At 56.8% G+C, this 24,191-nt stretch carries 21 protein-coding genes and 2 pseudogenes; 14 read left to right on the top strand and 9 right to left on the bottom strand.

Features of this window, described 5'->3' with window-relative positions:
• Window positions 1-68: 68 nt before the first annotated feature.
• A complete protein-coding gene (gene entD, locus ACVCAM_RS03305; protein ID WP_032667564.1) occupies window positions 69-710 on the top strand; it encodes an enterobactin synthase subunit EntD in 642 nt (213 codons plus the stop codon).
• Window positions 711-722: 12 nt separating this feature from the next.
• Here entD and ACVCAM_RS03300 read toward each other — a convergent pair.
• The 8 genes and pseudogenes from ACVCAM_RS03300 to betT form a co-directional block, all read right to left on the bottom strand.
• Window positions 723-847, bottom strand: a pseudogene (locus tag ACVCAM_RS03300) (metal ABC transporter permease); the annotation flags it as partial.
• 24 nt (window positions 848-871) lie between these two features.
• A complete protein-coding gene (locus ACVCAM_RS03295; RefSeq protein ID WP_025912689.1) occupies window positions 872-1,852 on the bottom strand; it encodes a fimbrial protein in 981 nt (326 codons plus the stop codon).
• Between the two features lie 77 nt (window positions 1,853-1,929).
• Window positions 1,930-4,293 carry a fimbria/pilus outer membrane usher protein gene (locus ACVCAM_RS03290; RefSeq protein ID WP_025912688.1) on the bottom strand — a complete coding sequence of 788 codons (2,364 nt, stop codon included), beginning with the start codon at window positions 4,291-4,293 and terminating at the stop codon, window positions 1,930-1,932.
• Window positions 4,294-4,465: 172 nt separating this feature from the next.
• A complete protein-coding gene (locus ACVCAM_RS03285) occupies window positions 4,466-5,146 on the bottom strand; it encodes a fimbrial biogenesis chaperone (protein WP_025912687.1) in 681 nt (226 codons plus the stop codon).
• Window positions 5,147-5,203: 57 nt separating this feature from the next.
• Window positions 5,204-5,758 carry a fimbrial protein gene (locus ACVCAM_RS03280; protein ID WP_025912686.1) on the bottom strand — a complete coding sequence of 185 codons (555 nt, stop codon included), beginning with the start codon at window positions 5,756-5,758 and terminating at the stop codon, window positions 5,204-5,206.
• A 103-nt stretch (window positions 5,759-5,861) separates the two neighbouring features.
• Window positions 5,862-6,458: a hypothetical protein gene (locus tag ACVCAM_RS03275; RefSeq protein ID WP_447093528.1), complete on the bottom strand. Its 597-nt coding sequence runs from the start codon at window positions 6,456-6,458 to the stop codon at window positions 5,862-5,864.
• Between the two features lie 34 nt (window positions 6,459-6,492).
• Entirely contained in the window at window positions 6,493-6,873 is a 381-nt protein-coding gene (locus ACVCAM_RS03270; RefSeq protein ID WP_025912684.1) for a hypothetical protein, read from the bottom strand.
• Window positions 6,874-7,549: 676 nt separating this feature from the next.
• Window positions 7,550-9,583 carry a choline BCCT transporter BetT gene (gene betT / locus ACVCAM_RS03265; RefSeq protein ID WP_407223157.1) on the bottom strand — a complete coding sequence of 678 codons (2,034 nt, stop codon included), beginning with the start codon at window positions 9,581-9,583 and terminating at the stop codon, window positions 7,550-7,552.
• Window positions 9,584-9,711: 128 nt separating this feature from the next.
• Here betT and betI point away from each other — a divergent pair, with 128 nt between their 5' ends.
• The 8 genes from betI to ACVCAM_RS03225 all read left to right on the top strand — a co-directional run bounded on the left by betI (window position 9,712) and on the right by ACVCAM_RS03225 (window position 18,154).
• Complete coding sequence (gene betI / locus ACVCAM_RS03260; RefSeq protein ID WP_008500977.1) at window positions 9,712-10,299, top strand: transcriptional regulator BetI; 588 nt, start codon at window positions 9,712-9,714, stop codon at window positions 10,297-10,299.
• 13 nt (window positions 10,300-10,312) lie between these two features.
• On the top strand, window positions 10,313-11,785 hold the full coding sequence (betB, locus tag ACVCAM_RS03255; RefSeq protein WP_407223156.1) for a betaine-aldehyde dehydrogenase: 1,473 nt from the start codon (window positions 10,313-10,315) through the stop codon (window positions 11,783-11,785).
• A gap of 13 nt (window positions 11,786-11,798) precedes the next feature.
• Complete coding sequence (gene betA / locus ACVCAM_RS03250; RefSeq protein WP_407223155.1) at window positions 11,799-13,463, top strand: choline dehydrogenase; 1,665 nt, start codon at window positions 11,799-11,801, stop codon at window positions 13,461-13,463.
• A gap of 143 nt (window positions 13,464-13,606) precedes the next feature.
• Window positions 13,607-14,170 carry a fasciclin domain-containing protein gene (locus ACVCAM_RS03245; protein ID WP_023326865.1) on the top strand — a complete coding sequence of 188 codons (564 nt, stop codon included), beginning with the start codon at window positions 13,607-13,609 and terminating at the stop codon, window positions 14,168-14,170.
• 43 nt (window positions 14,171-14,213) lie between these two features.
• A complete protein-coding gene (locus ACVCAM_RS03240) occupies window positions 14,214-14,768 on the top strand; it encodes an RNA polymerase sigma factor (protein WP_025912681.1) in 555 nt (184 codons plus the stop codon).
• A complete protein-coding gene (locus tag ACVCAM_RS03235) occupies window positions 14,765-15,412 on the top strand; it encodes an anti-sigma factor (RefSeq protein ID WP_025912680.1) in 648 nt (215 codons plus the stop codon). Before ACVCAM_RS03240 ends, ACVCAM_RS03235 begins: the two co-directional genes overlap by 4 nt.
• 273 nt (window positions 15,413-15,685) lie before the next feature.
• The gene (locus tag ACVCAM_RS03230; RefSeq protein ID WP_025912679.1) at window positions 15,686-16,426 is read left to right on the top strand and encodes an SDR family oxidoreductase; all 741 of its coding nucleotides are present in this window, start codon (window positions 15,686-15,688) and stop codon (window positions 16,424-16,426) included.
• Between the two features lie 33 nt (window positions 16,427-16,459).
• Window positions 16,460-18,154, top strand: a complete 1,695-nt coding sequence (locus tag ACVCAM_RS03225; protein WP_025912678.1) for a thiamine pyrophosphate-binding protein — start codon at window positions 16,460-16,462, stop codon at window positions 18,152-18,154.
• A gap of 33 nt (window positions 18,155-18,187) precedes the next feature.
• Here the strand turns inward: ACVCAM_RS03225 and ACVCAM_RS03220 are convergent, their stop codons facing one another.
• A complete protein-coding gene (locus tag ACVCAM_RS03220) occupies window positions 18,188-18,886 on the bottom strand; it encodes a GNAT family N-acetyltransferase (RefSeq protein WP_046092627.1) in 699 nt (232 codons plus the stop codon).
• A 201-nt stretch (window positions 18,887-19,087) separates the two neighbouring features.
• Here ACVCAM_RS03220 and ACVCAM_RS03215 point away from each other — a divergent pair.
• The 5 genes and pseudogenes from ACVCAM_RS03215 (at window position 19,088) to ACVCAM_RS03195 (ending at window position 24,104) form a co-directional block, all read left to right on the top strand.
• A pseudogene (locus ACVCAM_RS03215) lies at window positions 19,088-20,639 on the top strand (ABC transporter substrate-binding protein).
• A 98-nt stretch (window positions 20,640-20,737) separates the two neighbouring features.
• Window positions 20,738-21,751 carry an ABC transporter permease gene (locus tag ACVCAM_RS03210; RefSeq protein WP_407223154.1) on the top strand — a complete coding sequence of 338 codons (1,014 nt, stop codon included), beginning with the start codon at window positions 20,738-20,740 and terminating at the stop codon, window positions 21,749-21,751.
• A complete protein-coding gene (locus ACVCAM_RS03205) occupies window positions 21,751-22,584 on the top strand; it encodes an ABC transporter permease (RefSeq protein WP_021242637.1) in 834 nt (277 codons plus the stop codon). The genes ACVCAM_RS03210 and ACVCAM_RS03205 overlap by 1 nt, the downstream gene beginning before the upstream one ends.
• Window positions 22,577-23,413, top strand: coding sequence for an ABC transporter ATP-binding protein (locus tag ACVCAM_RS03200; RefSeq protein WP_407223153.1), 837 nt, complete (start codon window positions 22,577-22,579; stop codon window positions 23,411-23,413). Before ACVCAM_RS03205 ends, ACVCAM_RS03200 begins: the two co-directional genes overlap by 8 nt.
• Window positions 23,400-24,104 (top strand): ABC transporter ATP-binding protein, encoded by a 705-nt coding sequence (locus ACVCAM_RS03195; protein ID WP_163342297.1) that lies wholly within the window; start codon window positions 23,400-23,402, stop codon window positions 24,102-24,104. Before ACVCAM_RS03200 ends, ACVCAM_RS03195 begins: the two co-directional genes overlap by 14 nt.
• Window positions 24,105-24,191: the final 87 nt, after the last annotated feature.

The raw sequence follows: 24,191 nt of genomic DNA, 5'->3' as shown, positions 1-24,191 counted from the left end.
CCCTCTCCCTGTGGGAGAGGGCTGGGTGAGGGCATCAGGCCGCACTATTTATTGATAGAGGGGAAACCATGCACACCACCCACCGCACGTTCATTCTCGCCGGCCATACCGTACACCACGTCACCTTCGACCCAACCACCTTCACCGACGCCGATCTCCTCTGGCTCCCCCACCACGCTGAGCTTGCAAACGCCGGGCGCAAACGCAAAGCCGAGCATCTGGCAGGCCGCATCGCCGCCGCGCATGCCTTACCTGACCACACTGTGCCCGGCATCGGCCCCAGCGGTGAACCGCTCTGGCCGGAAGGCGTTTCAGGGAGCATCACCCACAGCGGCACGCAGGCGATGGCGGTTGTGGCATGCGACCATCCGGCGATTATCGGCATCGATTGCGAAACGATCCTCTCCGAGAATGAAGCTCAGGAAATAAAAGACGGCGTAATTGATGCCCAGGAAGAGCTCGTCCTTTCCTGCTCAGGTTTTCCGTTCCCCCTCGCCCTGACGCTGGCGTTTAGCGCCAAAGAGAGCCTGTTCAAAGCCCTCTTTCCGAAGGTACAGTCCTGGATGGGGTTTGACAGCACTCGCGTCACACAGCTCGACGATAAAACGCTTATCCTGGCATTAACCCTTCAACGCGCAGGATACGCCAAAGCCACCGCCTTCACCCTTCACTGGCGACAGCACGGCGAACAGGCGATCACTCTGCTGTAAGGCTCTCCTGCCGACGGGAATGCAGAGGCTCAACCCGACACCAAACATGCCTGAAAAAATGATCCCCATAACCCATTCTGCTTGATTCGGCTGTTATCTTTCAGGCATTCGGTGGAAACCGCGCAGAACAGGCCGGATGCGAGGGTATTTCAAATAATGCGTTAACGATAGGTCATAGTAAACGACGCCGTGGCGCTCACCGAGCCTGATCGAGCATTCGCAGAGGTCATATAATACGCGGCCTTAAAGGGAATATTGACGATTTCTCCTGCCGAGGTCGTCGTGCCGTATTTAATAAGCTTGCCGAACTGCACGGGCGAATCGTTATATTTTAGCTGAATGCCCAAACCTGTAGCCGTCGAACTGCTGTTTAACCCCAAAACTCCGTTAACAGGATCGGCAAGCGGGCTGACATTATCCAACGTCACATTCACTGCGGTCTGTGCACTACAGATAAGCGGTATGGAAAATGTCACCTGATTCTGGGTGCTGCCGACGCCGTTAAACTTCGGTAATAGCGCAATTCCCATATTAATATTCAAATTTTTATCTTCAATCTGACAGGATGCAGTGCTTATATTCATCGGCGAAAATATATATTTAAAAAGCGGCAGGCGCATAATGTTATTACTTCTCGGAGTACTGTATTCCATATTTATCGCCAGAGCGGGTATTGAGCCCGTCTCCGGGGTAGTGCTGGTTTTGATCAGCTCAAAAGTATCCGTGAACGTTGATACACCATCCTGGAGGATCCCTCGCCTCCAGTTCGGGTTATTGAGGTCCATTCTGGTGACAAATTCGCTACTTTGCGTGGTGCTGGAAAAGTTCTTCCACCGGATGCCAATGCCAGGAACCTCTGTCGCCCGCACGTTTGCCAGCGGCGAGGCGCCGTAATCCGTATTCGCCCCGGAGAGCTGAATAAACCACGAGCCATCGTATCCGATTTGCTGACCCTCAGGGTCACATTTTATGGGGTTACTGGTAATTATCGTTGCTAATACCGTTCCAACCGGCGCATCCCGCTGAACGACAATATTGTGATCGAAGTTGACCGCTACGTCGTTTGCAGAACACAGCGCAAAGGCATTCAGAGAGACAGCGCATCCCACGGCTGCCGTCGCGATTTTAAATACGGTGGACATGATATGTTCCTTCATTTCAGGCAAGGCGTAGGCCTTCTCTCGTAAAAGTAATAATACGTATTAACGCAATGAGAAATTTAACGACACGTCGCAGCGGTACGCTGAATTTTACCCGGTAAGGCGTTCAAGTTTATTTTGGCGCGACAGGTTTTCGCTCCCCACTGTACCGTTATGCTGTCACCGTCGTTCAGGCCGCTCATATAGACCTCTCCGTCGCTCCCAACAATGCTCATCGCATCGCTTCCGTTAAGCTTTACCATGGCCCCAAAGGGCACCGGCGAGTTCTGATACAGCAACGTTATCAGAGCCCGGAACCCCGTTCTCGCTTTGAACGTCGCTCGCACTACGGCACCGCGCGTAGGTACGACGTTGACTACGGATTCGTCCACATCCACGTCCGGCCCCAGCGAACCGATGTCTATCGCAATCCGGTTTTCCTGATAAGCGCTGGCATAGGGCACTACCGCATATCCGCGCCAGTCCGTTTTAACGCCAGGGTTATTGCGCACGCTCACGCCTGATGCGCCCTGCGCTTCTAGCAGCACAATGGTATCCCCCAGCGGCTGAGAGAACGTCACGCCATGCTCGTGGCCGACAATCCCCCCCTGCAGACCGAAGTTCAGCTGACTGTTCTGTCGGCTGTAGTTGTAGCCTGCGCTTACGGTACCGTAGCCGCCTTTATAGGTTCCGCTTAGGGAACTTCTCGATTCTCCGCCAGACGACGTATAGCCCTGCTGAACAAGGTAGCTCAGGTTATTATCAGAGAGTGCGGTGCCGCTCAGACCCACCAGGTGCGTCTCAGGACCGTTCTTTTGCATATTCACGCTATAGCTGGCCCAGCTTTGCGGCAGCCATTTGCTCAGCGGCACCTGTAAGTTAAAGGCTACAATCTGGTCCCTACGGTCTTTGCCCGGCGTTTCGCTGTAGGTGTAGCCGAGCGAGTAATTGATATCGCGAATACTGGTGTTAAAGCCGGTGCTGACGTTGCGCTCATAGCCCTGTCTGCCCCAGTAGTCCTGCTGGTATGCCGAAATATAAAAATTTCCCCAGCTTTGCAGCGACTGGCTGAGGTTGAGTTGCAGTCGGCTTCGCTTGTTGTAGCGCTGGCTGCTGAATTCATTCACCTCCTGGAAGGTATAAAAGCCTTCCGTGGAGTAGCGATAGCTTGCGAGCGTCACGGTGGTATCGGTCGTGGCCACCGTTTTTGAATACTGCACCCGATAGGACTGTCCCCGGCTGCGGCGATTTTTCTCCTCAACGAGCTGGCTTTCGGCAAGGGTAACGTCCGCCGATAGTGAGCCTATATCGCCAAAGCTGAGGCCGGAACCAAGCACGCCGGACGCATAGTTACTTGCCCCCAGGATGCCACCGTACAGCGTGAGATTATTGGAGAGGCCATAAGCCAACGTGCCCAGGCCAAATGTGGGCGTATGTGCCCCATGCTTCGTCGTTCGAAACTCGCCTGTGCTCAGCGCATACTTCACGCGGCCTTCCCGCAGCATGACGGGAACCGCGGAGAAAGGCTGCACGAAATGCTGGACGCTGCCGTCGGCTTCGGTGACGACAATATCCAGATCGCCGCTCGCTGACGTAGGATAAAGATCGCGAATGATAAAGCTGCCAGGCGCCACGTAGGTTTGATAAACCGTGTAGCCGTTTTGCTTCACGGTAACCGTGGCGTTGGTGCGGGCGATCCCCCGAATGATGGGGGCGAAGCCGCGCATGCTTTCCGGCAACATGGTGTCATCGGAAAAAATTTGGGCGCCGCGAAACATCACGCTGTCAAACACGTCGCCGGGGGTGCTGGTTTCCCCGACCTGAAACTGCCCTCTCAAAAACTGGACGTCGCGGCTCAGGGTCGTATTCAACGACGAAAACGACTGCTTTCCGTTGTTCTTCGTCACGGTGCTGTAGTTACGCAGGCGCCACGGTCCCGCATTAATACCGCTTTGCAGATTGGTGTAAAGCTGATCCTGCGCCTCACCGTCCCGGCTCCAGCTGCGCGAGCCGTTGATGCTGTAATTTACCAGCAGTGCAGAAATGCCCTGGTTCCAGCGCGACGGATCAACGGTGCCGCGTGCCCGCGCGTTAAGCGCCGATTGAGGGATAGAGATATCCAGTCTCTGCCTGTCAAAATCCAGCCGGGTGGAGGCATCCGGTATAAATGCGCCGGGATCGGTAATTATTGCCTCGGCAGGCAGCATGGATAATTCAGGAAATGCCTTGACCCTGACACCAAGTGATTCCAGCACGCTCCGGTTAAGCTCCGGCGCCAGCCCGACGCCGTTAACAGATACAAAAGAGATATTTTCCGTTCGGATATAATTTTCATTAAGCCATATTTCCACCCTGTAGGTGCCGGGTAACTGTTCTCCCCGCTCGAAGCGGCCCAGATCGATGCCCTGAGAAGTCGAGTGTGTTTTTTCAAGCGCATCGGCCATAAAATAGAGTTCGCCCGCAGCTGCGGGAAAAACGCCCGAAATAAAAAGCGCTATCGTCGAGAGTCGACTTACGCGGTTAGGCCACGAGCCAGAGAAAAAACCATATCGAGAAAAAGGAACAGTATTCACTTTGCTTACCTGCGCGAGTGACATAGCGTATTGTTAATATTTTTTATTTCAGCATCTGGCGCTTTTCTGTCGTTACGCCACCAAAATCATTTATGGCTTTCCAGGCCACCTGCGTTCCACTGCCGGCCACCGTTGCGGAACTAAAGGGTGAAATCATCGGCGGCTGCGCAATCGTTTTATTGCCAATCGTTAATGAATAAAGAGAAACGTAGAACGGCGTTGGGTTATTAATCACCAGGTGTTCACCGCGCGTCTCAAACTTTAATTTCGTCCATGCTTCACCGGATTTTTCAGACGCCAGCGCCGCAGGGCGATAGAAAATTTTCATACGCGTCTTAACGGCAATAAGCAGCCGATTTTCATCTGACCGGGTCATTGAGGGAATAGACTTAACGTTTAGCCAAAAGATAGATTCGCGATTATCAGGCAGTGTTTTTTCACCGGTATAAATGATCCGCAGCGTATTTTCATGGCCTCCGTCTAGGCGGAACAGGGGCGGCGTAACGATAAAAGGAACCTTCTCCTTCGAGTTTTCACCTAACTCAACCCATGACTGAATTAAATAGGGAACGGCATCCCGACTGTTACTCACCGGGAGTGAGGCTTCGCTTTCATTTCCATTATAAATTAAGCGTGTCCCCCCGACGGTTATGCTGGCCTGAACCGGTAGAGAGAGCAGGCAAACGCCTGATAACGCAATCGTTCGAATAAGTTGACTCATCATACGTTCCCAATATTTCAGCAAGAGACAACGGGGCGCACCTTAGGTACGCCCGGGATATTACTGATAGGTAATGGTAAAATCTGACGTCGCGTTTGCCGTACCCGCCACCACGGCAGCCTGCGTTGCCTTATATTTGGCCACGAAGGTCATCTTATTGCTGTTTGCGGCATCTTCGCCTGCGCTGGTGTCAAGGGTGATGCTCTTCGACTGGGTTGCCAGAGGGATCGCGGTAATGCCATCCTCTTCATAAAACGCAACGCCTACACCTTTCGCCGTTTGATCGCTGTTCAGCGCAAGAATACTGGTGTCAGAGCTGTCCGCAGTACCATCAAACTTAATAGATGCAGAGGTAACGGCCGCGGGGCAATTGTTCAACATAATGCTGAAGCGGGTTGCAGCAGCAACAGATCCGGCCGCGCTGAACGAGCTTTTAGGGATTTTCCCAAGGTTAACGGTCTGATTCGCCGTACTGGATTCAATCGTACAGGCCGAATCAAGGATTGTGCCGGTGAAATTAATTTTTCCATCGGCCGCCTGAGCGGCAAAGGTGATTCCACTCACGGCAGCGGCCGTCAGTACATTACGAATTACACGGGTAACTTTAGTTTGCATAGCTTTATCCTTAGGATTGAACATTATCTGCATTGACGTCATGTCAATGCAGGAACAGCGGAATAAGTCCGCTAAACCAGTTAATGTATTATTTATTGCCCAGTCAGGCTGATTTTAGACAAGGATGGTGATAAGCCTGAGTGGATAAAATAACGATGAGCTGTTTCATCTCTGAACTGCTTCCTAATGCAAGTCGCTTTCTTAAATAGTAGTTTTTATTAATGTCATCGCGGTCATTGCAACGATATTTCCCGGTCGACGCATCGTATAGCGTCATCAGAAAGTCCAGATGTTCTGGCGATAACTTTACCGATAACCTGTCGTAAATAACATCGGCTACTTCCCAGGGTTTTTCCGTTGCGGGGAGTTTCGCTGCGCGATCGCAAAGCGCCTTCAACTCTTTGATCGTCGTAACCAGCCAGAAGAGTTTTAAATAGCTATTGCCTGTGTTTTCTTCTGGTGAAATAAAATAGGTTCGTCGCGATAATCCTCTGGCCGCGAGCCGAGAATACAACAACCTTATGTTATCTGTTGTTTCATCAATTGCATCAATCAAAATGCAAGGCTTATCCAGGATCGTTGCACAGACGATAAACTCAAGGCGGTTATCAAAAAAGAATACCGCTTTGTCCGCTGAGGATAAGCCCTGAATGGCCTGCCTCATTGCAAAATTCCGAGTGAACACCAGTAGCGTCGTCAACGTTCATTCCTTTTTTTTAATTCACATAACATGATTAAGATGAAGTTTTGACAACATATATGCGCTCTAAGCAAGACCTATCGATTACATAAGCTTTTCCATCAACCCTTGCAAAGGGATACCGCTCAAAGCCGACGGTATTAAACGCATTTTGAATTTTTTTAATCATGGACAGTAGATAAGATCTGGAGCACCGCAACCCATGATCTTCAAAAACATGTACGATGATGTCATTATCGTAGACAATTCCTTCATCCATTCCTGACAATAAATACTCAAACAATCTGGCTTTCGTTGTACCAAATCTTTTGATTCGGCCATTTTTGATATTAATTAGCGTGCGCGTTGTTGGCCTGTATTCCAGATGCTGGAAAATGGTGTATCCATACAGAAGTTCGTCAGAGACAAAAGGCACAACCACTCCTTAGGGGCTTATCGTTCTCATTTCTTTGACATCTCCTCCTCCGCACTGGGTAATCAGTGTTCGCCTGATTTGTAGAAGATGGTATTTGAATGAAGAAAATGTGACAATGAGACAGATTTATCAAGATAAAAAATCACAACTTCGCCTCTATTAGAAATATTCAACCACTAACTTAACATTATTAAGTATAAAAACCCTTTTGATAAAAAAATGTATAAATCCAACACTAATTTTTAACGAAATTATTACACAAGCATATTCATCCATTATAATTAACAAAACAGAACAAAAAACCAAACAATAAACAATCAATAAGTCAAATCAATAAGTTAGTAGAGTAAAGAAAAGGAATTAAACCTTTTCTTAATAGGGTTAATTTAAGATTATTCATGACAAAACTTTGAGTTTTAGTAAAACGCCCAATACAAAACCTGAATTTTCTTTACAAAACTCTAACACCCTCTCGTGTGAATAATAAAAAACCTATTAAAAATCAATTACATCATGAGAAATCACACTCAGATCAATTTTTTTTGATGAAAATTAACATTATTCCGGCACATTCCTTCTTCCCTTCCCGTGATGAGTTCTGCCAGCAAACTCAAGAGATAAAAAAGGCAAGTGCCGATAGACACTTGCCTTATATTGCGCGTTTGTAAAAAGTAACTTACGTATCCGGGAACATCACGCTATTCCCCGGCGCTTCCCTGTGCAGATGGATAAAGTTCAGGTGCCGTTCATACTGGTCCAGAATATCCGTAATCACCTGCTCCTTGCTGTAGTCCATCAAATCATTCCCCTGGCTTCCTTCAAGCAAGAAGGTTTCCAGCCGGTAGTAGGTCGATTTCCCGCTGCGCGCCCGGTAGGTAAAGCCGGGGACCGAGTACTGCTGCGGCCAGATCTGGTAGACAAAGTTCTGCTCGTCGCCCATGTGCACCAGCAGATCCAGGTGACCCAGGGTTTCACCCTCCTCCGGCGGCAGGTTTTTCAGCTCCACGTACGCACCGCGCAGCTTCAGTTCCTGCGCAACCTCTTCCATTGCCGGGAAGCAGACCGTCTCCATCATCTGTTTGGTGTAGCGCGTGCCCGGGTAGTTCATCAGGCGCGACAGGCGTTTCTTCCAGCTCAGCCTGTCCTGCGCGCCCATCGGACGCGGTGCGGTATCGCGGCTGGCGCTGACGCGGCGGTAATCTTCCACCTTGAGCGATTTATACAGCCCGGCCATCACAAAGAAGATGACGAAGCTGAACGGCAGCCCCATGATCACCGTGGTGTTCTGTAGCGCCGAGATGCCGTTGGTCATCAGCATGCCGAGCGTCAGCAGGCCGATGGCGACGGACCAGAAGATGCGCAGCCAGTTCGGCGCGTCGCTGTTGATGTCCTTCAGCTTCGAGGTGAAGTTACCCAGCACCAGCGCGCCGGAATCCGCCGAGGTGACGTAGAACAGCAGGCCGGTAATGGTCGCCACGGAGGCGCTAAAGGTGAACGCCGGGTACTGCGCCAGCAGGCTGTAGAAGCCGCGCTCCGGGTGCGCCATCGCTTCCTGTGCAAAGGTTGCTTTGCCGTGGATGATCTCATGGAGCGCGCTGTTGCCGAACACCGACAGCCACAGCAGGGTAAAGGTGAACGGGATAATCAGCGTGCCCATCACAAACTGACGGATGGTGCGGCCACGTGAAATACGCGCCAGGAACAGGCCGACAAACGGCGACCACGCCACCCACCACGCCCAGAAGAAGAGCGTCCAGTTGTTCATCCATTCCACCGGGCGGTCGAAGGCGAAGCTGTTCAGCGTCATGCCCATAAAGCGGTTCACGTAGTCGCCCACGTTCAGCACTAAAGCATTGAGCAGGAATGAGGTGTCGCCCATAAACAGCACGAACAGGATGAGGCCCAGCGCCAGCGCCACGTTCAGTTCGGAGAGCACGCGGATGCCTTTATCGACGCCCGACGTCACCGAAATGGTGGCAATAATGACGGAGAGCGCAATCAGCGCCGCTTTCGCCGCCATCGAATCCGGAATATCAAACAGCACGCTCAGCCCGTAGTTGAGTTGCACCACGCCAATCCCGAGCGTGGTCGCAATACCGAAGATGGTGCCGATCACCGCCGCGATATCGACGCTGTGGCCAATCGGGCCGTTAATCTTTTTACCGAAAATCGGGTACAGCGCGGAGCGAATGGTGAGGGGCAAATTATAACGATAGCTAAAGTATCCCAGCGCCATGCCCATCAGGGCGTACATTGACCAGCCGGTCAGGCCGTAGTGGAACAGCGTCCAGACCATCGCCTGGCGCGCGGCCTCCATCGTCTGCCCTGCCCCTTCCGGCGGCTGCATATACTGCGTGACCGGTTCCGCCACGGAGAAGAACATCAGATCAATGCCGATGCCCGCGGCAAACAGCATCGCGGCCCAGCTCAGCAGGCTGAATTCTGGCTTGGACTGCTCTGGCCCGAGCTTCACGGAGCCGAAGCGCGAGCAGGCAATGCAGACCACAAAGACGATATAGAGCGTCGCCGCCAGCAGGTAGTACCAGCCGAAGGTCTTCGACACCCAGTTCAGGGTGCGCCCAATCCACTCGGCAGAAAAATCGCGAAAGAAGATCGTTGTCAGGGAAAACAACAAAATCAGCCCGGCGGACGTATAAAAAACGACCGGGTTGATTTTGTCTTTTTCTCTGTCCTGTGAAAGGTCTGTCATCCAGTATCCTCACTGTTTTTGTAACTATTAAAATCCAAATCCGCAACAATTAAGACACATTTTATATTGAACGTCCAATCAAAAACCGCTTTAATGGTTAACCAACGCTGATGAATGGAGTGGCAATAATGCCCAAAGTGGGGATGCAGCCGATCCGGCGCAGGCAGCTTATCGACGCCACGCTGGAAGCAATAAATGAAGTGGGAATGCATGACGCGACGATCGCGCAGATCGCCCGTCGGGCAGGCGTTTCCACGGGGATCATCAGTCACTATTTCAAAGACAAAAACGGTCTGCTGGAAGCGACCATGCGCGACATCACCGGCCAGCTGCGCGATGCGGTATTAAGCCGCCTGCACGCCCTGCCGAACGGCAGCGCGGAGCAGCGTCTGCAGGCGATTGTCGGCGGTAACTTTGATGAGACCCAGGTAAGCAGCGCGGCGATGAAGGCCTGGCTGGCCTTCTGGGCAAGCAGCATGCATCAGCCCATGCTCTACCGCCTGCAGCAGGTGAGCAGCCGCCGACTGCTGTCGAACCTGGTGTACGAGTTCCGCCGCGAGCTTCCGCGCGAGCAGGCCCAGGAGGCGGGCTACGGGCTGGCGGCGCTGATCGACGGGCTGTGGCTGCGCGCCGCGCTGAGCGGCAAACCGCTGGATAAGACCCTGGCCCAGTCACTGACCAGCCACTTTATCAGCCAGCATTTACCGACCGACTAACCGAGGAGAATTTATGTCCCGAATGGCAGAACAGCAGCTTTATATCAATGGTGGTTATACATCGGCCACCAGCGGTCGCACCTTCGAGACCATCAACCCGGCCAACGGTGACGTTCTGGCGACCGTACAGGCCGCCGGGCGTGAAGACGTCGACCGCGCCGTGGAAAGCGCAAAACGCGGGCAAAAAATCTGGGCGGCGATGACCGCCATGGAGCGCTCCCGCGTTCTGCGTCGCGCCGTCGACATCCTGCGCGAGCGCAACGACGAGCTGGCAAAGCTGGAAACCCTCGACACCGGTAAAGCGTATTCCGAAACTTCCACCGTCGACATCGTCACCGGCGCGGACGTGCTGGAGTACTACGCGGGGCTGATCCCGGCGCTGGAAGGCAGCCAGATCCCGCTGCGTGAGACCTCATTCGTCTACACCCGCCGCGAGCCGCTGGGCGTGGTGGCGGGCATCGGCGCGTGGAACTACCCGATCCAGATCGCCCTGTGGAAATCGGCCCCGGCGCTGGCGGCGGGCAACGCGATGATCTTCAAGCCGAGCGAAGTGACGCCGCTTACCGCCCTGAAGCTTGCCGAGATCTACACCGAAGCGGGCCTGCCGGACGGCGTGTTTAACGTCCTGCCTGGCGTGGGCGCAGAGACCGGCCAGTACCTGACCGAGCATCCGGGCATCGCCAAAGTCTCCTTTACCGGCGGCGTCGCCAGCGGCAAAAAAGTGATGGCGAACGCCGCGGCCTCGTCCCTGAAAGAGGTGACGATGGAGCTGGGCGGCAAATCGCCGCTGATTATTTTCGACGATGCGGATCTGGATCTCGCGGCGGACATCGCCATGATGGCCAACTTCTTCAGCTCCGGCCAGGTGTGCACCAACGGCACCCGCGTGTTCGTGCCCGCGAAATTTAAAGCAGCGTTTGAGCAGAAAATCGTCGAGCGCGTGGGCCGCATCCGCGCGGGCGATCTGTTCGATGAAAACACCAACTTTGGCCCGATGGTCAGCTTCCCGCACCGCGACAGCGTGATGCGCTACATCGCCAAAGGCAAAGAGGAAGGCGCGCGCGTGCTGTGCGGCGGCGACGTGCTGAAGGGCGAAGGCTTCGATAACGGCGCGTGGGTGGCCCCAACCGTGTTCACCGACTGCACCGACGAGATGACCATCGTGCGCGAAGAGATCTTCGGCCCGGTGATGTCCATCCTCACCTACGAATCCGATGAAGAAGCGATTCGCCGCGCCAACGACACCGACTACGGGCTGGCGGCAGGCATCGTTACGGCCGACCTGAACCGCGCCCACGGCGCCATTCATCAGCTCGAAGCGGGCATCTGCTGGATCAACACCTGGGGTGAATCCGCCGCAGAGATGCCGGTCGGCGGCTACAAGCACTCCGGCATTGGCCGCGAGAATGGCGTGATGACGCTGCAGAGCTACACCCAGGTGAAGTCCATCCAGGTTGAGATGGGTAAATTCCAGTCCATATTTTAACCGGGAGGTTTATTTGCAATTTGACTACATCATTATCGGGGCCGGCTCAGCCGGCAACGTGCTGGCTACACGACTGACTGAAGATCCGAACACCACCGTCCTGCTGCTTGAAGCAGGCGGACCGGATTACCGATTTGACTTCCGCACCCAGATGCCCGCCGCGCTGGCGTTCCCGCTGCAGGGCAAGCGCTACAACTGGGCGTACGAAACCGAGCCAGAACCCTTCATGAACAACCGCCGCATGGAGTGCGGACGCGGCAAAGGGCTGGGCGGCTCGTCATTGATCAACGGCATGTGCTACATCCGCGGTAACGCGATGGACCTCGACCACTGGGCGAAAGAGCCGGGCCTGGAGCACTGGAGCTACCTCAACTGCCTGCCCTACTACCGCAAGGCAGAGACGCGCGACGTGGGGCCGAACGACTACCACGGCGGCGACGGCCCGGTGAGCGTTACCACCTCGAAACCGGGCGTGAACCCGCTGTTCGAGGCGATGGTGGAGGCGGGCGTACAGGCGGGCTATCCGCGCACCGACGATCTTAACGGCTATCAGCAGGAGGGCTTCGGCCCGATGGACCGCACGGTCACGCCGCAGGGCCGACGCGCCAGCACCGCGCGCGGCTATCTGGATCAGGCGAAACCGCGTCCGAACCTGACCATCCGCACCCAAGCCATGACCGATCGCATCCTCTTTGAGGGCAAACGCGCGGTGGGCGTCGAGTGGCTGGAGGGTGAAAGCACCATCCCATCCAAAGCGACGGCAAAAAAAGAAGTGCTGCTGAGCGCCGGGGCGATTGCCTCTCCGCAGATCCTCCAGCGTTCCGGCGTGGGCAACGCTGACCTGCTGAAGCAGTTCGATATCCCGCTGGTACACGATCTGCCCGGCGTGGGGGAAAACCTGCAGGATCACCTGGAGATGTACCTCCAGTACGAATGTAAAGAGCCGGTCTCCCTCTACCCTGCCCTGCAGTGGTGGAACCAGCCGAAGATTGGCGCGGAGTGGCTGTTTGGCGGCACCGGCGTGGGCGCGAGCAACCACTTCGAAGCGGGCGGGTTTATCCGCAGCCGCGAGGAGTTTGAGTGGCCAAACATTCAGTACCACTTCCTGCCGGTGGCGATTAACTACAACGGCTCGAACGCGGTGAAAGAACACGGCTTCCAGTGCCACGTCGGCTCCATGCGCTCCCCGAGCCGTGGACACGTGCGCATCCAGTCGCGCGATCCGCACCAGCATCCGGCGATCCTGTTCAACTATATGTCCCACGAGCAGGACTGGCAGGAGTTTCGCGACGCGATCCGCATCACCCGCGAGATCATGCACCAGCCCGCGCTGGACAAGTACCGCGGCCGTGAAATCAGTCCGGGTATTGACTGCCAGACCGACGAGCAGCTGGACGAGTTCGTGCGCAACCACGCGGAAACCGCCTTCCACCCGTGCGGCACCTGCAAGATGGGCTATGACGAGATGGCGGTGGTTGACGGTGAAGGCCGCGTTCACGGGCTGGAAGGGCTGCGCGTGGTGGATGCGTCGATTATGCCGCAGATCATCACCGGCAACCTGAACGCCACCACCATTATGATTGGCGAGAAGATTGCCGATGCCATTCGCGGTCGCGAGCCGCTGGCGAAGAGCACGGCGGCGTATTATGTGGCGAACGGGGCACCGGTGAGACGCTAAGTCATTTGCCCTCTCCCCACCGGGGAGAGGGGATTCACTTCCCCGCCACAAATTTATTTTCATTTCCCTGCATCCAGTTTCCCCCCGCCCCTCGTATATGAGTATGTGAGCAACGCCTTTGCTCCTTAATCCGAGGATAAATGATGAAAAAGCTACTCAGTGTTGCATTCGTATCCAGCGCGATACTCTTCTGTGCAGGCGCATCAGCAGCCATGACGTCAGACACCGTGATGGTGGGCGGAGCGGCGATGTTCCCGAGCAAAAATATCGTTGAAAACGCCGTGAACTCGAAAGATCACACTACGCTGGTGGCCGCCGTCAAAGCGGCCGGGCTGGTGGATACGCTCCAGAGCAAAGGGCCCTTCACCGTGTTTGCCCCAACCAATGCGGCGTTTGCGAAACTGCCTGCCGGCACGGTCGAGAACCTGGTCAAACCCGAAAACAAAGCCACGCTCACCAGCATTCTGACCTATCACGTGGTCGCCGGTAATTACGATATGAAAGCGCTGGAGCAGAAAATTAAACAGGGCGGCGGCCACGCGGAGCTGAAGACCGTTAACGGTCAACCGCTGTGGATCATGAGTAACGGCCCGCACAATATTCAGCTCAAGGATGGTAAAGGTAACGTGGCGAACATCAGCACCTATGACGTCCATCAGAAAAATGGCGTGATCGATGTGATTGATACCGTCCTGATGCCTAAGTAGTTGTCTATACTTCGGAAGTGTGACGTTGCCTTCCGGAAAAAACATGGATAACGCGCTGGCTGAACAGCAGTTGAAATTAATGCAGGCGATCGCTAACGGCGATCGCCGCGCATTTGAACAACTTTACCGACTCACATCGCCTCACCTGTTTGCCGTTGCGCTGCGCATGCTGCGCGACCGCGCCTGGGCAGAAGAGATCCTTCACGACTGTTTTGTCACCGTCTGGAGTAAAGCCGAAACCTATAACGCTACCCTGAGCTCCCCGATGACCTGGCTTACGCATATTGTTCGCAACCGCTGTATTGACTGGCTGCGCAGCGGGCAAACCCGGGCTGCAGCCCGTGAAGAGGCGTATTCGGAAGATATTCTGCTGAGCGAAAGCGATGAGCAGAATAACTGGCACGACGATGCGCAGGCTGAGCGGCTCAGGCATTGTCTCGAACATTTGAGCAGCGAGCAGCGCCAGAGCATTACGCTCGCCTACTATCAGGGAATGTCTCACAGCGACATTGCCGACTGGCTCCACCAGCCCGTGGGCTCGGTGAAAAGCTGGATACGTCGGGCAATGGATCATCTTCGGGAGTGCGTGGGGCTATGAATGACGCAGAAAAACGCGACGACATGCTGGCAGCAGAGTATGCCCTCGGCACCCTGCGCGGAGGGGCGCGGCTTCAGTTCCAGAAAAGGGTCCTCCGTGAACCGGCTCTGGCCGCCCGCGTCGCGTACTGGCAGAAAATGTTCAGCACGCTGGATAGTCATCTTGTGCCCATCCCTCCACCCGAGACGGTGTGGAAAAGAATCGCCCTCGATCTGCCGCCCAAAAAGCCTTTACGCAAAAGTCGGCCTTATGTCGGCTGGATGGTTGCAGCCTCCCTCGCCGCCCTGTCGGTCGTTGCCTGGTATGCCATCCGTACCCCGGAACTCGCTCCGCTGATGGTCCTCAACGATGCCCAACAGCACGGGGAATGGGTCGTCAGCGCGGATGCCAGCCGCCAGCACCTGAGCATTGCCCCTCTTCGGCCGACGGCCGTCGCGGCGCAACACAGCCTCCAGCTTTGGCTGATCCCAGGCGGGCAGGCGCCGGTCTCCATGGGGCTGCTGCATAACGACATACCGACACGCGTCACCCTCAGGAACACAACGCTCCCTCCTGACGCCACGATAGCCATAAGCCTTGAACCAGAGGGCGGATCGCCCACTGGACTCCCCACAGGCCCGGTGCTTTACAGTGGCAAATTGTAATTCTCAGGCCCTGTTCGCAGGGCCGCTATCGTGCCCCCATTTCATTTATATACTTTTCTCGGTTACCTATAAGAATTAAATATTAAGCCTGTAATTAATGTAATTATTAAAAAACGACATTGACAGACTCTTGCGTACTCCATTAAGTTTTAAACGAACATCATTTTATTCCCGATACACAATATATCAAAAACCGCATTAATGAATTTGTCATTATTCATTAATGCTTCTCTGCCTTTTATTTTTTGCATCACTCAATAGCGAGATAAGATCATGAATAATAGTGCAAACAAGGTTGTTGTCATTACCGGTGCCAGCAGCGGTATTGGTCAGGCGATTGCCCTCCATTTAGCGAATAACGCGTTTTCGCTGGTGCTGGTGGCGCGCCGTCGGGACAGAATTAATGCCCTGGTGGATCAGATTATTCAGCAAGGCGGCAAGGCGATAGCCGTGAAGGCCGACGTGACCCGTCAGGAAGAGGTTCAGCGCGCCATTGACGCTGCCGTTGCCGCCTACCAGCGCGTGGATGTGCTAATCAACAACGCGGGCTTTATGGCTATCGCCCCCTTGAGCGAGCTGAAAACCGACGAATGGGACAAGATGATTGACACCAATCTGAAAGGGGTGCTGTACGGCATCGCGGCCGCGTGGCCGGTGTTCCAGCGTCAGGGCTGCGGGCATTTTATTAACGTTGCCTCCGTCGCGGGCATCAAGGTGCTGGCACCTGGCGGCGTGGTGTACAGCGCCACAAAATTCGCCGTCCGCGCGCTGAGTGAAGGCTTACGTCAGGAGGCGGGTAAAACTATCCGCACGACGCTTATTTCGCCCGGCGCCGTCGAAAGCGAACTGCAATTCGGCAGCTCTGACGAAGAGAGTAAAAAATTTCTCCATGAATTTTATAAGCAGGCTATTCCGGCTGACGCAATTGCCCGCGCGGTTTTATTTGCCATAGAACAGCCTGGCGACGTTGATATTAATGAAATTGTTGTGCGTCCAACGCAGGAAGAATTTTAGCCTGCGTTAAATAATACTGAATGAGGTGTCAGTATGATTAAATCATTAACGTCCTTATCAGATCTCAATATGCGAACGGGTGCCGATATTCTTCTTGAAGTGCTGGAGAGTGAAGGCGTGGAATATATTTTTGGCAACCCCGGCACCACCGAACTTCCGCTCATTGATGCCCTGCTTCGCCATGAAAATATTCACTATATTCTGGCGCTTCAGGAGAGCACCGTGGTGGCGATTGCCGACGGCTATGCGAAAGCCTCAGGCAAGACCGGTTTTATCAATTTGCATACCGCCAGCGGTCTGGGGCACGGGATGGGGAATCTCATTAATTCGCGGATCATGAAAACCCCGCTGGTGGTGACCGTTGGACAGCAGGATACGCGGCACTACGTCCGCGACCCGCTGCTGTATGATGATATTGTGTCCATCGGCTCTCCGGTCATGAAGTGGGCGCAGGAGGTCACCAGCGCCGACCAGCTCCCGGTGCTGGTGCGCCGCGCGTTTCACGCTGCCAGCTATCCTCCTGGCGGCCCGGTGCTGCTCTCTCTGCCGATGAACGTGATGGAAGAGCTGAGCGATGCCGGGATACAGACGGCGTCGAGAGTGAACTACCACACCGTGGCGGGCTCGCTGGACGAGCTGGCCGAAGAACTGAGCCAGGTTAAGCCCGGCAGGATCATGATTGTGGCGGGCGATGAGGTGCACTCCAGCGGCTCGACGCAGGAGATTGTCGAGCTGGCGGAAGCACTCAGCGCCCACGTCTACGGCTCCTCCTGGCCGCTGAATTTACCTTTTCCCACTCAGCACGCGCTCTGGCGGGGCAATATGCCCACCACCGCCAGCGAAATCGCCAGCATCATCAACGCCTACGATGCCGTATTCATCATCGGCGGCAGAAGCCTGATCACTATTTTGTACAGCGAGGGGGAGGCCATTCCGGCGACCTGCGCGGTGTATCAGCTCTCGGCGGATATGCACGAACTTGGCCGCACCTATGCCACTCGCCTTTCGGTGATGGGAGATATCAAATTGTCCCTGCACGAACTGTTGCCAAAGCTTAAGCAGCGCCTGATCGCCAGCAGGCTGGTCCACCAGCGGCTGCTGGTTGCGGCCCGCGATGAACGGGAGAAGGAGTGGCAGCAACAGGAGGAACGTCTGGCCGCCGAGCGGCTACGCCCGGCGATCTCCCCGATGGTCGCAGCCTGGGAAGTCATCCGATCCATTCCGGCGGGTACCACCATCGTGGATGAGGCGATAGCGACCGCCAGGCATGTCCGCCGGTTCATCTCTGACCAGCAGCACCAGCGCTACTACTTTATGCGCGGCGGCGGACTGGGCTGGGGGATGCCTGCCTCAGTAGGGCACTCGCTGGGACGCGGACGGGAGCCGGTGGTCTGCCTGATAGGTGACGGAGCTTCCCTCTACTCGCCGCAGGCGCTCTGGACGGCGGCACACGAAAATCTGCCGGTCACCTTTATCGTCATGAATAACAGGGAGTACAACATCCTGAAAAACTTTATGAAGAGCCAGGCTGACTACAGCTCAACGCGGCTGGGGCGTTTTATCGGGATGGACCTGGTGAACCCGCATATCGATTTTCAGTCGCTGGCCACCGCCATGGGCGTCCACTGCTGCCGGGTGACCGAAGCTGCGGATATCGCCGAAGCGGTAACGCGCGGCCTGCAGTCAGGAAAAACCAACCTGATTGAAATCGCGATTTCCGCGGATTAACCGCGCGTTTACGCTGTACCCTACATAAAAAACTTATAACCGAAACGCCTCAAGCCGCTTTATCTGCCGCCCTTCCTCGTCAAAATTCTCTGCCGCCAGCCAGGCGCGCAGCTCCGCGTCTCTTTGCGGCCATTCGCCGTCAATAATAGAAAGCATATCGCTGTCGCGGTTGCGCCCTTTACGCACCAGCTTCTGGCGCAGGCGTCCCTCCCAGACAAACCCCAGCCGCTCCGCCGCCCTGCGCGACGCCACGTTCATGGAATCGCACTTCCACTCGAGGCGCCGGTAGCCGTGCTCAAACGCATTTTTCAGCAGCAGCCACACCGTTTCGGTGCCGATGCGGGAACCTTTCATTTTGCGCGACCAGGTGACGTGACCAATTTCCACCGACCCCAGCAGCCGCTCGTTGGCCATATAGCTCACCAGCCCCACCGCCCGTTCGTTGCGTAAGTCAATGACGGCAAACGGCACCAGCTCATCGTCCATGACCTTCGCCATGATCCAGTGCGCGGTGGCTTCCACGCTCATGGGCTGCGTGCTGGCAAGCCACGTCCAGTCGCTGTCGTCACCCAGCGCGTAGGCCTCAAAGAGATCGGCCGCGTGGCGATCGGCGTCCAGCGGCTCCAGGCGACAATACTGGCCGAACAGCGGCGTGCGGGTTAACGCGCGCGCGCCTTTCCAGTCGGGAACGATATCGTTAACGGTTTGACCATGTTGATTGATTTCGGGCACGGCGGTGACTCCCTGAAAGGTAAGGCATTTGTTATAGCAGGTTAAAAAGCAGGCGAAAAGCAGCGTGTTTTAATAGCCCGAGCGCATGCGATATTCCCGGAAGGCATAAGTAAAGCTGAATTTCGACTTTGTGGAATGTCACAGTCGCCCTAACGTAGCGGAGCATAAAACAATCACAATATATTCTTCTCAGGGATCGCTATGACAAAAAAACTGTTGCCGTTACTGGTGCTGGCTGCGCTCTCAGGCGCCGCCCAACACGCTGGTGGTTGCCCAGGGGCTTGATGACATCGTGAGCCTCGACCCGGCCGAAGCCAACGAGCTCTCCAGCATCCAGACCGTGCCGAGCCTGTACCAGCGTCTGGTGCAGCCGGACCGCGATAATCCGGAAAAAATCACGCCGGTTCTGGCAGAAAGCTGGGACGCGGACGCGGCAGCAAAAACCCTGACCATCAAGCTTAAACCCGATGCGAAATTCGCCTCCGGCAACCCGCTGCGCCCGGAAGACGTGATCTTCTCTTATACCCGCGCCGTGACGCTGAACAAATCCCCGGCCTTTATCCTCAACGTGCTGGGCTGGGACGCGAGCAACATCGCCAGCCAGCTGAAAAAGGTGGACGATCATACCCTCCAGCTTCACTGGACGGCGGACGTCAGCCCGTCGGTGGCGCTGAATATCCTCTCCACGCCGATTGCCTCTATCGTCGATGAAAAAGAGGTCGCCGCGAACGTCAAGGATAACGACTTCGGTAACGCGTGGCTGAAAATGCACTCGGCGGGCAGCGGCGCGTTCAAAATGCGCGTCTACCAGCCGCATCAGGCCATCGTGCTGGAAGCCAACGATTCCGCCCCCGGCGGCGCGCCGAAGCTCAAAAGCATCATCATTAAGAACGTCCCCGATCCGGCTTCACGCCGCCTGCTGATCCAGCAGGGGGATGCGGACGTGGCGCGCGATCTGGGTGCAGACCAGATTAGCGCCCTGGACGGCAAGCCGGGCGTGAAGGTGCTGAGCATCCCGTCCGCCGAGCAGAATTACCTGGTGTTTAACACCGGCAACAGCGCCAATCCGCTGCTGAACAACCCGGCGTTCTGGGAAGCGTCGCGCTGGCTGGTCGACTATGACGGCATCACGAAGAACCTGCTGAAAGGCCAGTATTTTGTTCACCAGAGCTTCCTGCCGGTCGGCCTGCCGGGCGCGCTGGAAGACAATCCGTTTAAATTTGACCCGGCAAAAGCGAAGGCAATCCTCGCCAAAGCGGGCATTAAGGACGCGCACTTCACGCTGGACGTGGAGAACAAGCCGCCGTTTATCACCATCGCCCAGTCGATGCAGGCGAGCTTTGCGCAGGGTGGCGTGAAGGTGGATCTGCTGCCTGCCGCCGGGAGCCAGGTCTATGCCCGCGTGCGCGCGAAGCAGCATCAGGCGGCGATCCGTCTGTGGATCCCGGACTACTTCGATGCGCACTCCAACGCCAGCGCCTTCGCGTGGAACGACGGGAAGTCCAGCACCGTGGCCGGTCTGAACGGCTGGAAAATTCCGGAGCTGAACAAGGCCACGCTGGCGGCGGTAGCCGAGCCGGATCCGGCGAAACGTCTGGATCTGTACAAGAAGATGCAGGAACAGCTGCAGCAGAGCTCGCCGTACGTGTTCGTCGATCAGGGCAAAACCCAGATCGTGGTGCGCGATAACGTGAAGGGGTATCAGCAGGGGCTGAACGCGGATATGGTCTGGTACGATCGCGTCACGAAGTAGCCCTTGTTGCCGGGTGGCGCTGCGCTTACCCGGCCTGTGTTCTCGGTTTTTGTAGGCCGGGTAAGGCGAAGCCGCCACCCGGCATGAAGAGATTTTCCATGCCACATCTTTCCACCCGCGTGCTTCAGGGCCTGCTGACCCTGCTGCTCACGCTCTTCGGGCTGCTGCTCGTCACGTTTGCGCTCTCGGCGTTTTCACCGGTCGATCGCGTGCTGCAGATCGTCGGCGATCACGCCAGCCAGTCCACGTACGATCAGGTTCGCCACCAGCTCGGGCTGGATCGACCGCTGCCCGTGCAGTTCTGGCACTATCTGCAGAGCCTCGCCCACGGTGATTTAGGCACCGCCAGCGCCACCGGGCAGCAGGTGCTGCAGGATCTGCTGCACGCCTTCCCCGCCACGCTGGAGCTGGCAACGCTGGCGCTAATTATCGGCACGATACTCGGCGTGATTGCGGGTGTGCTGTGCGCCCGCTACGCCGGTTCGCCAGTGGACTTAGCGATCAGAACGCTCACCCTGCTCGGCAACTCGGTGCCGATTTTCTGGCTCGGCCTGCTGATGCTGGCTCTGTTCTACGCGAAGCTGCAGTGGAGCGCGGGCCCCGGCAGGCTTGACGACATCTGGCAGTTTACCGTCGAGCCGCGCACCGGCTTTGCGCTGATAGATACCTGGCTTTCCGGCGATCGCGAGGCGTTTCGCAACGCCATCAGCCACCTGGTGCTGCCGGTGCTGCTGCTGGCGTACTACTCGCTGGCGAGCATTACCCGTCTGACCCGCTCCGCCTGCCTCAGCGAAATGAACAAGGAGTACATCCTGCTTGCCCGCGCCAAGGGCGCCGGGGAGATGACCATTCTGCTGCGCCACGTGCTGCCGAACATTCGCAGCACCCTACTGACGGTGATCGCCCTGGCCTATACCAGCATGCTGGAAGGTGCGGTATTAACCGAAACCGTCTTCTCGTGGCCGGGCATCGGACGCTATCTCACCACCGCCCTGTTCGCCGGAGACACGACCGCGGTCATGGGCGGCACGCTGCTGATTGGCGTCTGCTTTGTGCTGATCAATAACCTTACCGACCTGCTTGTGCGGGCGACCGATCCCAGGGTGCGCTGATGCCGTTTTATCTCTTCTTACGCCGCCTGCGCCGCTCCCCTGCCGCCGTTTGCGGGCTGATTGCCCTCGCGCTGCTGGTGTTTATTGCCCTGTTCGCGCCCTGGCTTGCACCGGTTGATCCGAACTGGCAGGACGCCGCCGCGCGCCTGCAGGCACCGAACGACCAGCACTGGCTGGGCACCGACGGCTACGGGCGCGATCTGCTCTCGCGCCTGATTTACGGCACCCGTCCGGCGCTCGGGCTGGTGGCATTAGTCACCGTTATCACCCTGCCCGCCGGGCTGCTGGTGGGGATCCTGTCCGGCTACTACGGCGGCTGGCTGGAGCGAGTCCTGATGCGCTTTACCGACGTGGTGATGTCGATGCCGCGCCTGATCCTCGCCTTCGCGTTTGTGGCGATGCTCGGCCCGGGGCTGGTCAACGGCGCGCTGGCGCTGGCCTTAACCACCTGGCCGGCCTACGCGCGTCAGGCCCGGAGCGAGATTCAGCGTCTGCGCCACAGCGATTACCTGGCCGCCGCAGAGATGATGGGGATCCGCGGTCCGCGCCTGCTGGTCGGCCATATACTGCCCCTGTGCCTGCCGTCCGCGATTGTGCGGCTGGCGCTGGATCTGGCGGGGATTATTCTGGCCGCCGCCGGTCTCGGCTTCCTCGGCCTTGGCGCACGTCCGCCCATGGCCGAATGGGGCGCGATGATTGCCGACGGCATGCAGGTCATTTTCGACCAGTGGTGGATTGCCGCTATTCCGGGCGGAGCGATTCTGTTTGCCAGCCTGGCGTTTAACCTGCTGGGCGATGGCCTGCGCGACGTACTGGAGCCACAGCATGACTGAACACCGCGTCATCGTCGATGCGCTGAATATCGACTACCCCGCTGCACGCGTGGTCAACAACCTGAGCTTTACGCTTGGCAACGAGCGGCTGGCGCTGGTGGGGGAATCCGGCTCCGGCAAGTCCATGTCCGCCCGCGCCCTGATGGGTCTGGTGCGCAAACCCGGTATCGTGAGCGCCAACCGGCTTAACGTGCTGGGCAACGATCTGCTGACCCTGAACGCCCGCCGCTGGCAGGCGCTGCGCGGCAACGGGATTGCGATGGTCCTGCAGGATCCGCGCTACGCCCTTAACCCCGTGAAAAGCGTCGCCGCCCAGCTTGATGAGGCGCTCACGCTGCATCAACGCCTGCCGCGTCCGGAGCGTACGGCGCGTATTCACGACATCCTCCGTGCCGTCGGGCTGGGCGAGAACGTGCTGTCACGCTATCCCGGCGAACTTTCCGGAGGCATGGGCCAGCGGGTGATGATTGCGATGGCGCTGATCAACAACCCGCAGGTGCTGATTGCCGACGAACCGACCTCCGCGCTGGACGCCCGCCTGCGCAACCAGATCCTCGAGCTGCTCGTGCAGCAGTGCGAAGAACGCCAGATGGCGATGCTGCTCATCAGCCACGATCTGCCGCTGGTGGCGGAGCACTGCGACCGCGTGCTGGTGATGTATCAGGGCGAAAAGGTCGATGAGATGGCGGCAAGCCGGCTCCCGCAGGCGACGCATCCGTACACGCGCACCCTGTGGACCTGTCGTCCAGACGCCCATACCTATGGGCAGATGCTGCCGACGCTCGACCGTTCGCAGCCGTGGAAGGAGGCCAGCGATGGCGCTCGTTGAGGTTAACCAGGTGCAGGTCGCCTTCGGGGAAAAAACGGCGGTCTCTGCCGCCAGCTTTAGCATAGAGAGAGGCGAGACGTTCAGCCTGATCGGTGAATCCGGCTGCGGGAAATCGACTATTCTGCGCGTGCTGGCGGGGCTGCAGCGCGAGTGGCGCGGAAGTATTGCGCTACTGGGAGAAGCGTTAACGCCAGGGCGACGCTTTGAAGGCGAGCTTCGCCGCAACGTACAGATGGTGTTTCAGGATCCGTGGGCGTCGCTGCATCCCAACCACACGATTTCTCGCACGCTGTCGGAGCCGTTGAACATTCGCGGCGAGACGCAGGTCGCGGAGAAGGTGGCCAATGCGCTGCACGAGGTGGGGCTCTCCGCCGACGCGGGCAGGCGCTACCCGCACCAGCTTTCCGGCGGCCAGCGTCAGCGCGTTGCGATTGCCCGCGCGCTGCTGCTGCGCCCGCAGCTACTGCTGCTGGACGAGCCGACCTCGGCGCTGGATATGTCGGTGCAGGCGGAAATCCTGAACCTGCTTAACCGCCTGAAGGCCGAGCATGAGATGACCTATCTGCTGGTGAGCCACGACGCGGACGTGATTGCCCATATGTCCGACCGGGCGGCATTGATGGCGCACGGGAAGATCCAGAAGGTGTTTGACCGTGAGGCGATGTTACGGGGCGAGCACAGGATGGGTTAAGTGCGTGCGGCGGTGCCCGGTGACGCTGCGCTTACCGGGCCTACGTTTTGTGCCGCGTTGATGGTTTTTAGTAGGCCGGGTAAGGCG

Source organism: Enterobacter sp. CFEC122 (assembly GCF_052983755.1).
Note: the sequence above shows the minus strand (reverse complement) of the source record. Positions and strands in the feature narration are given on the sequence as shown.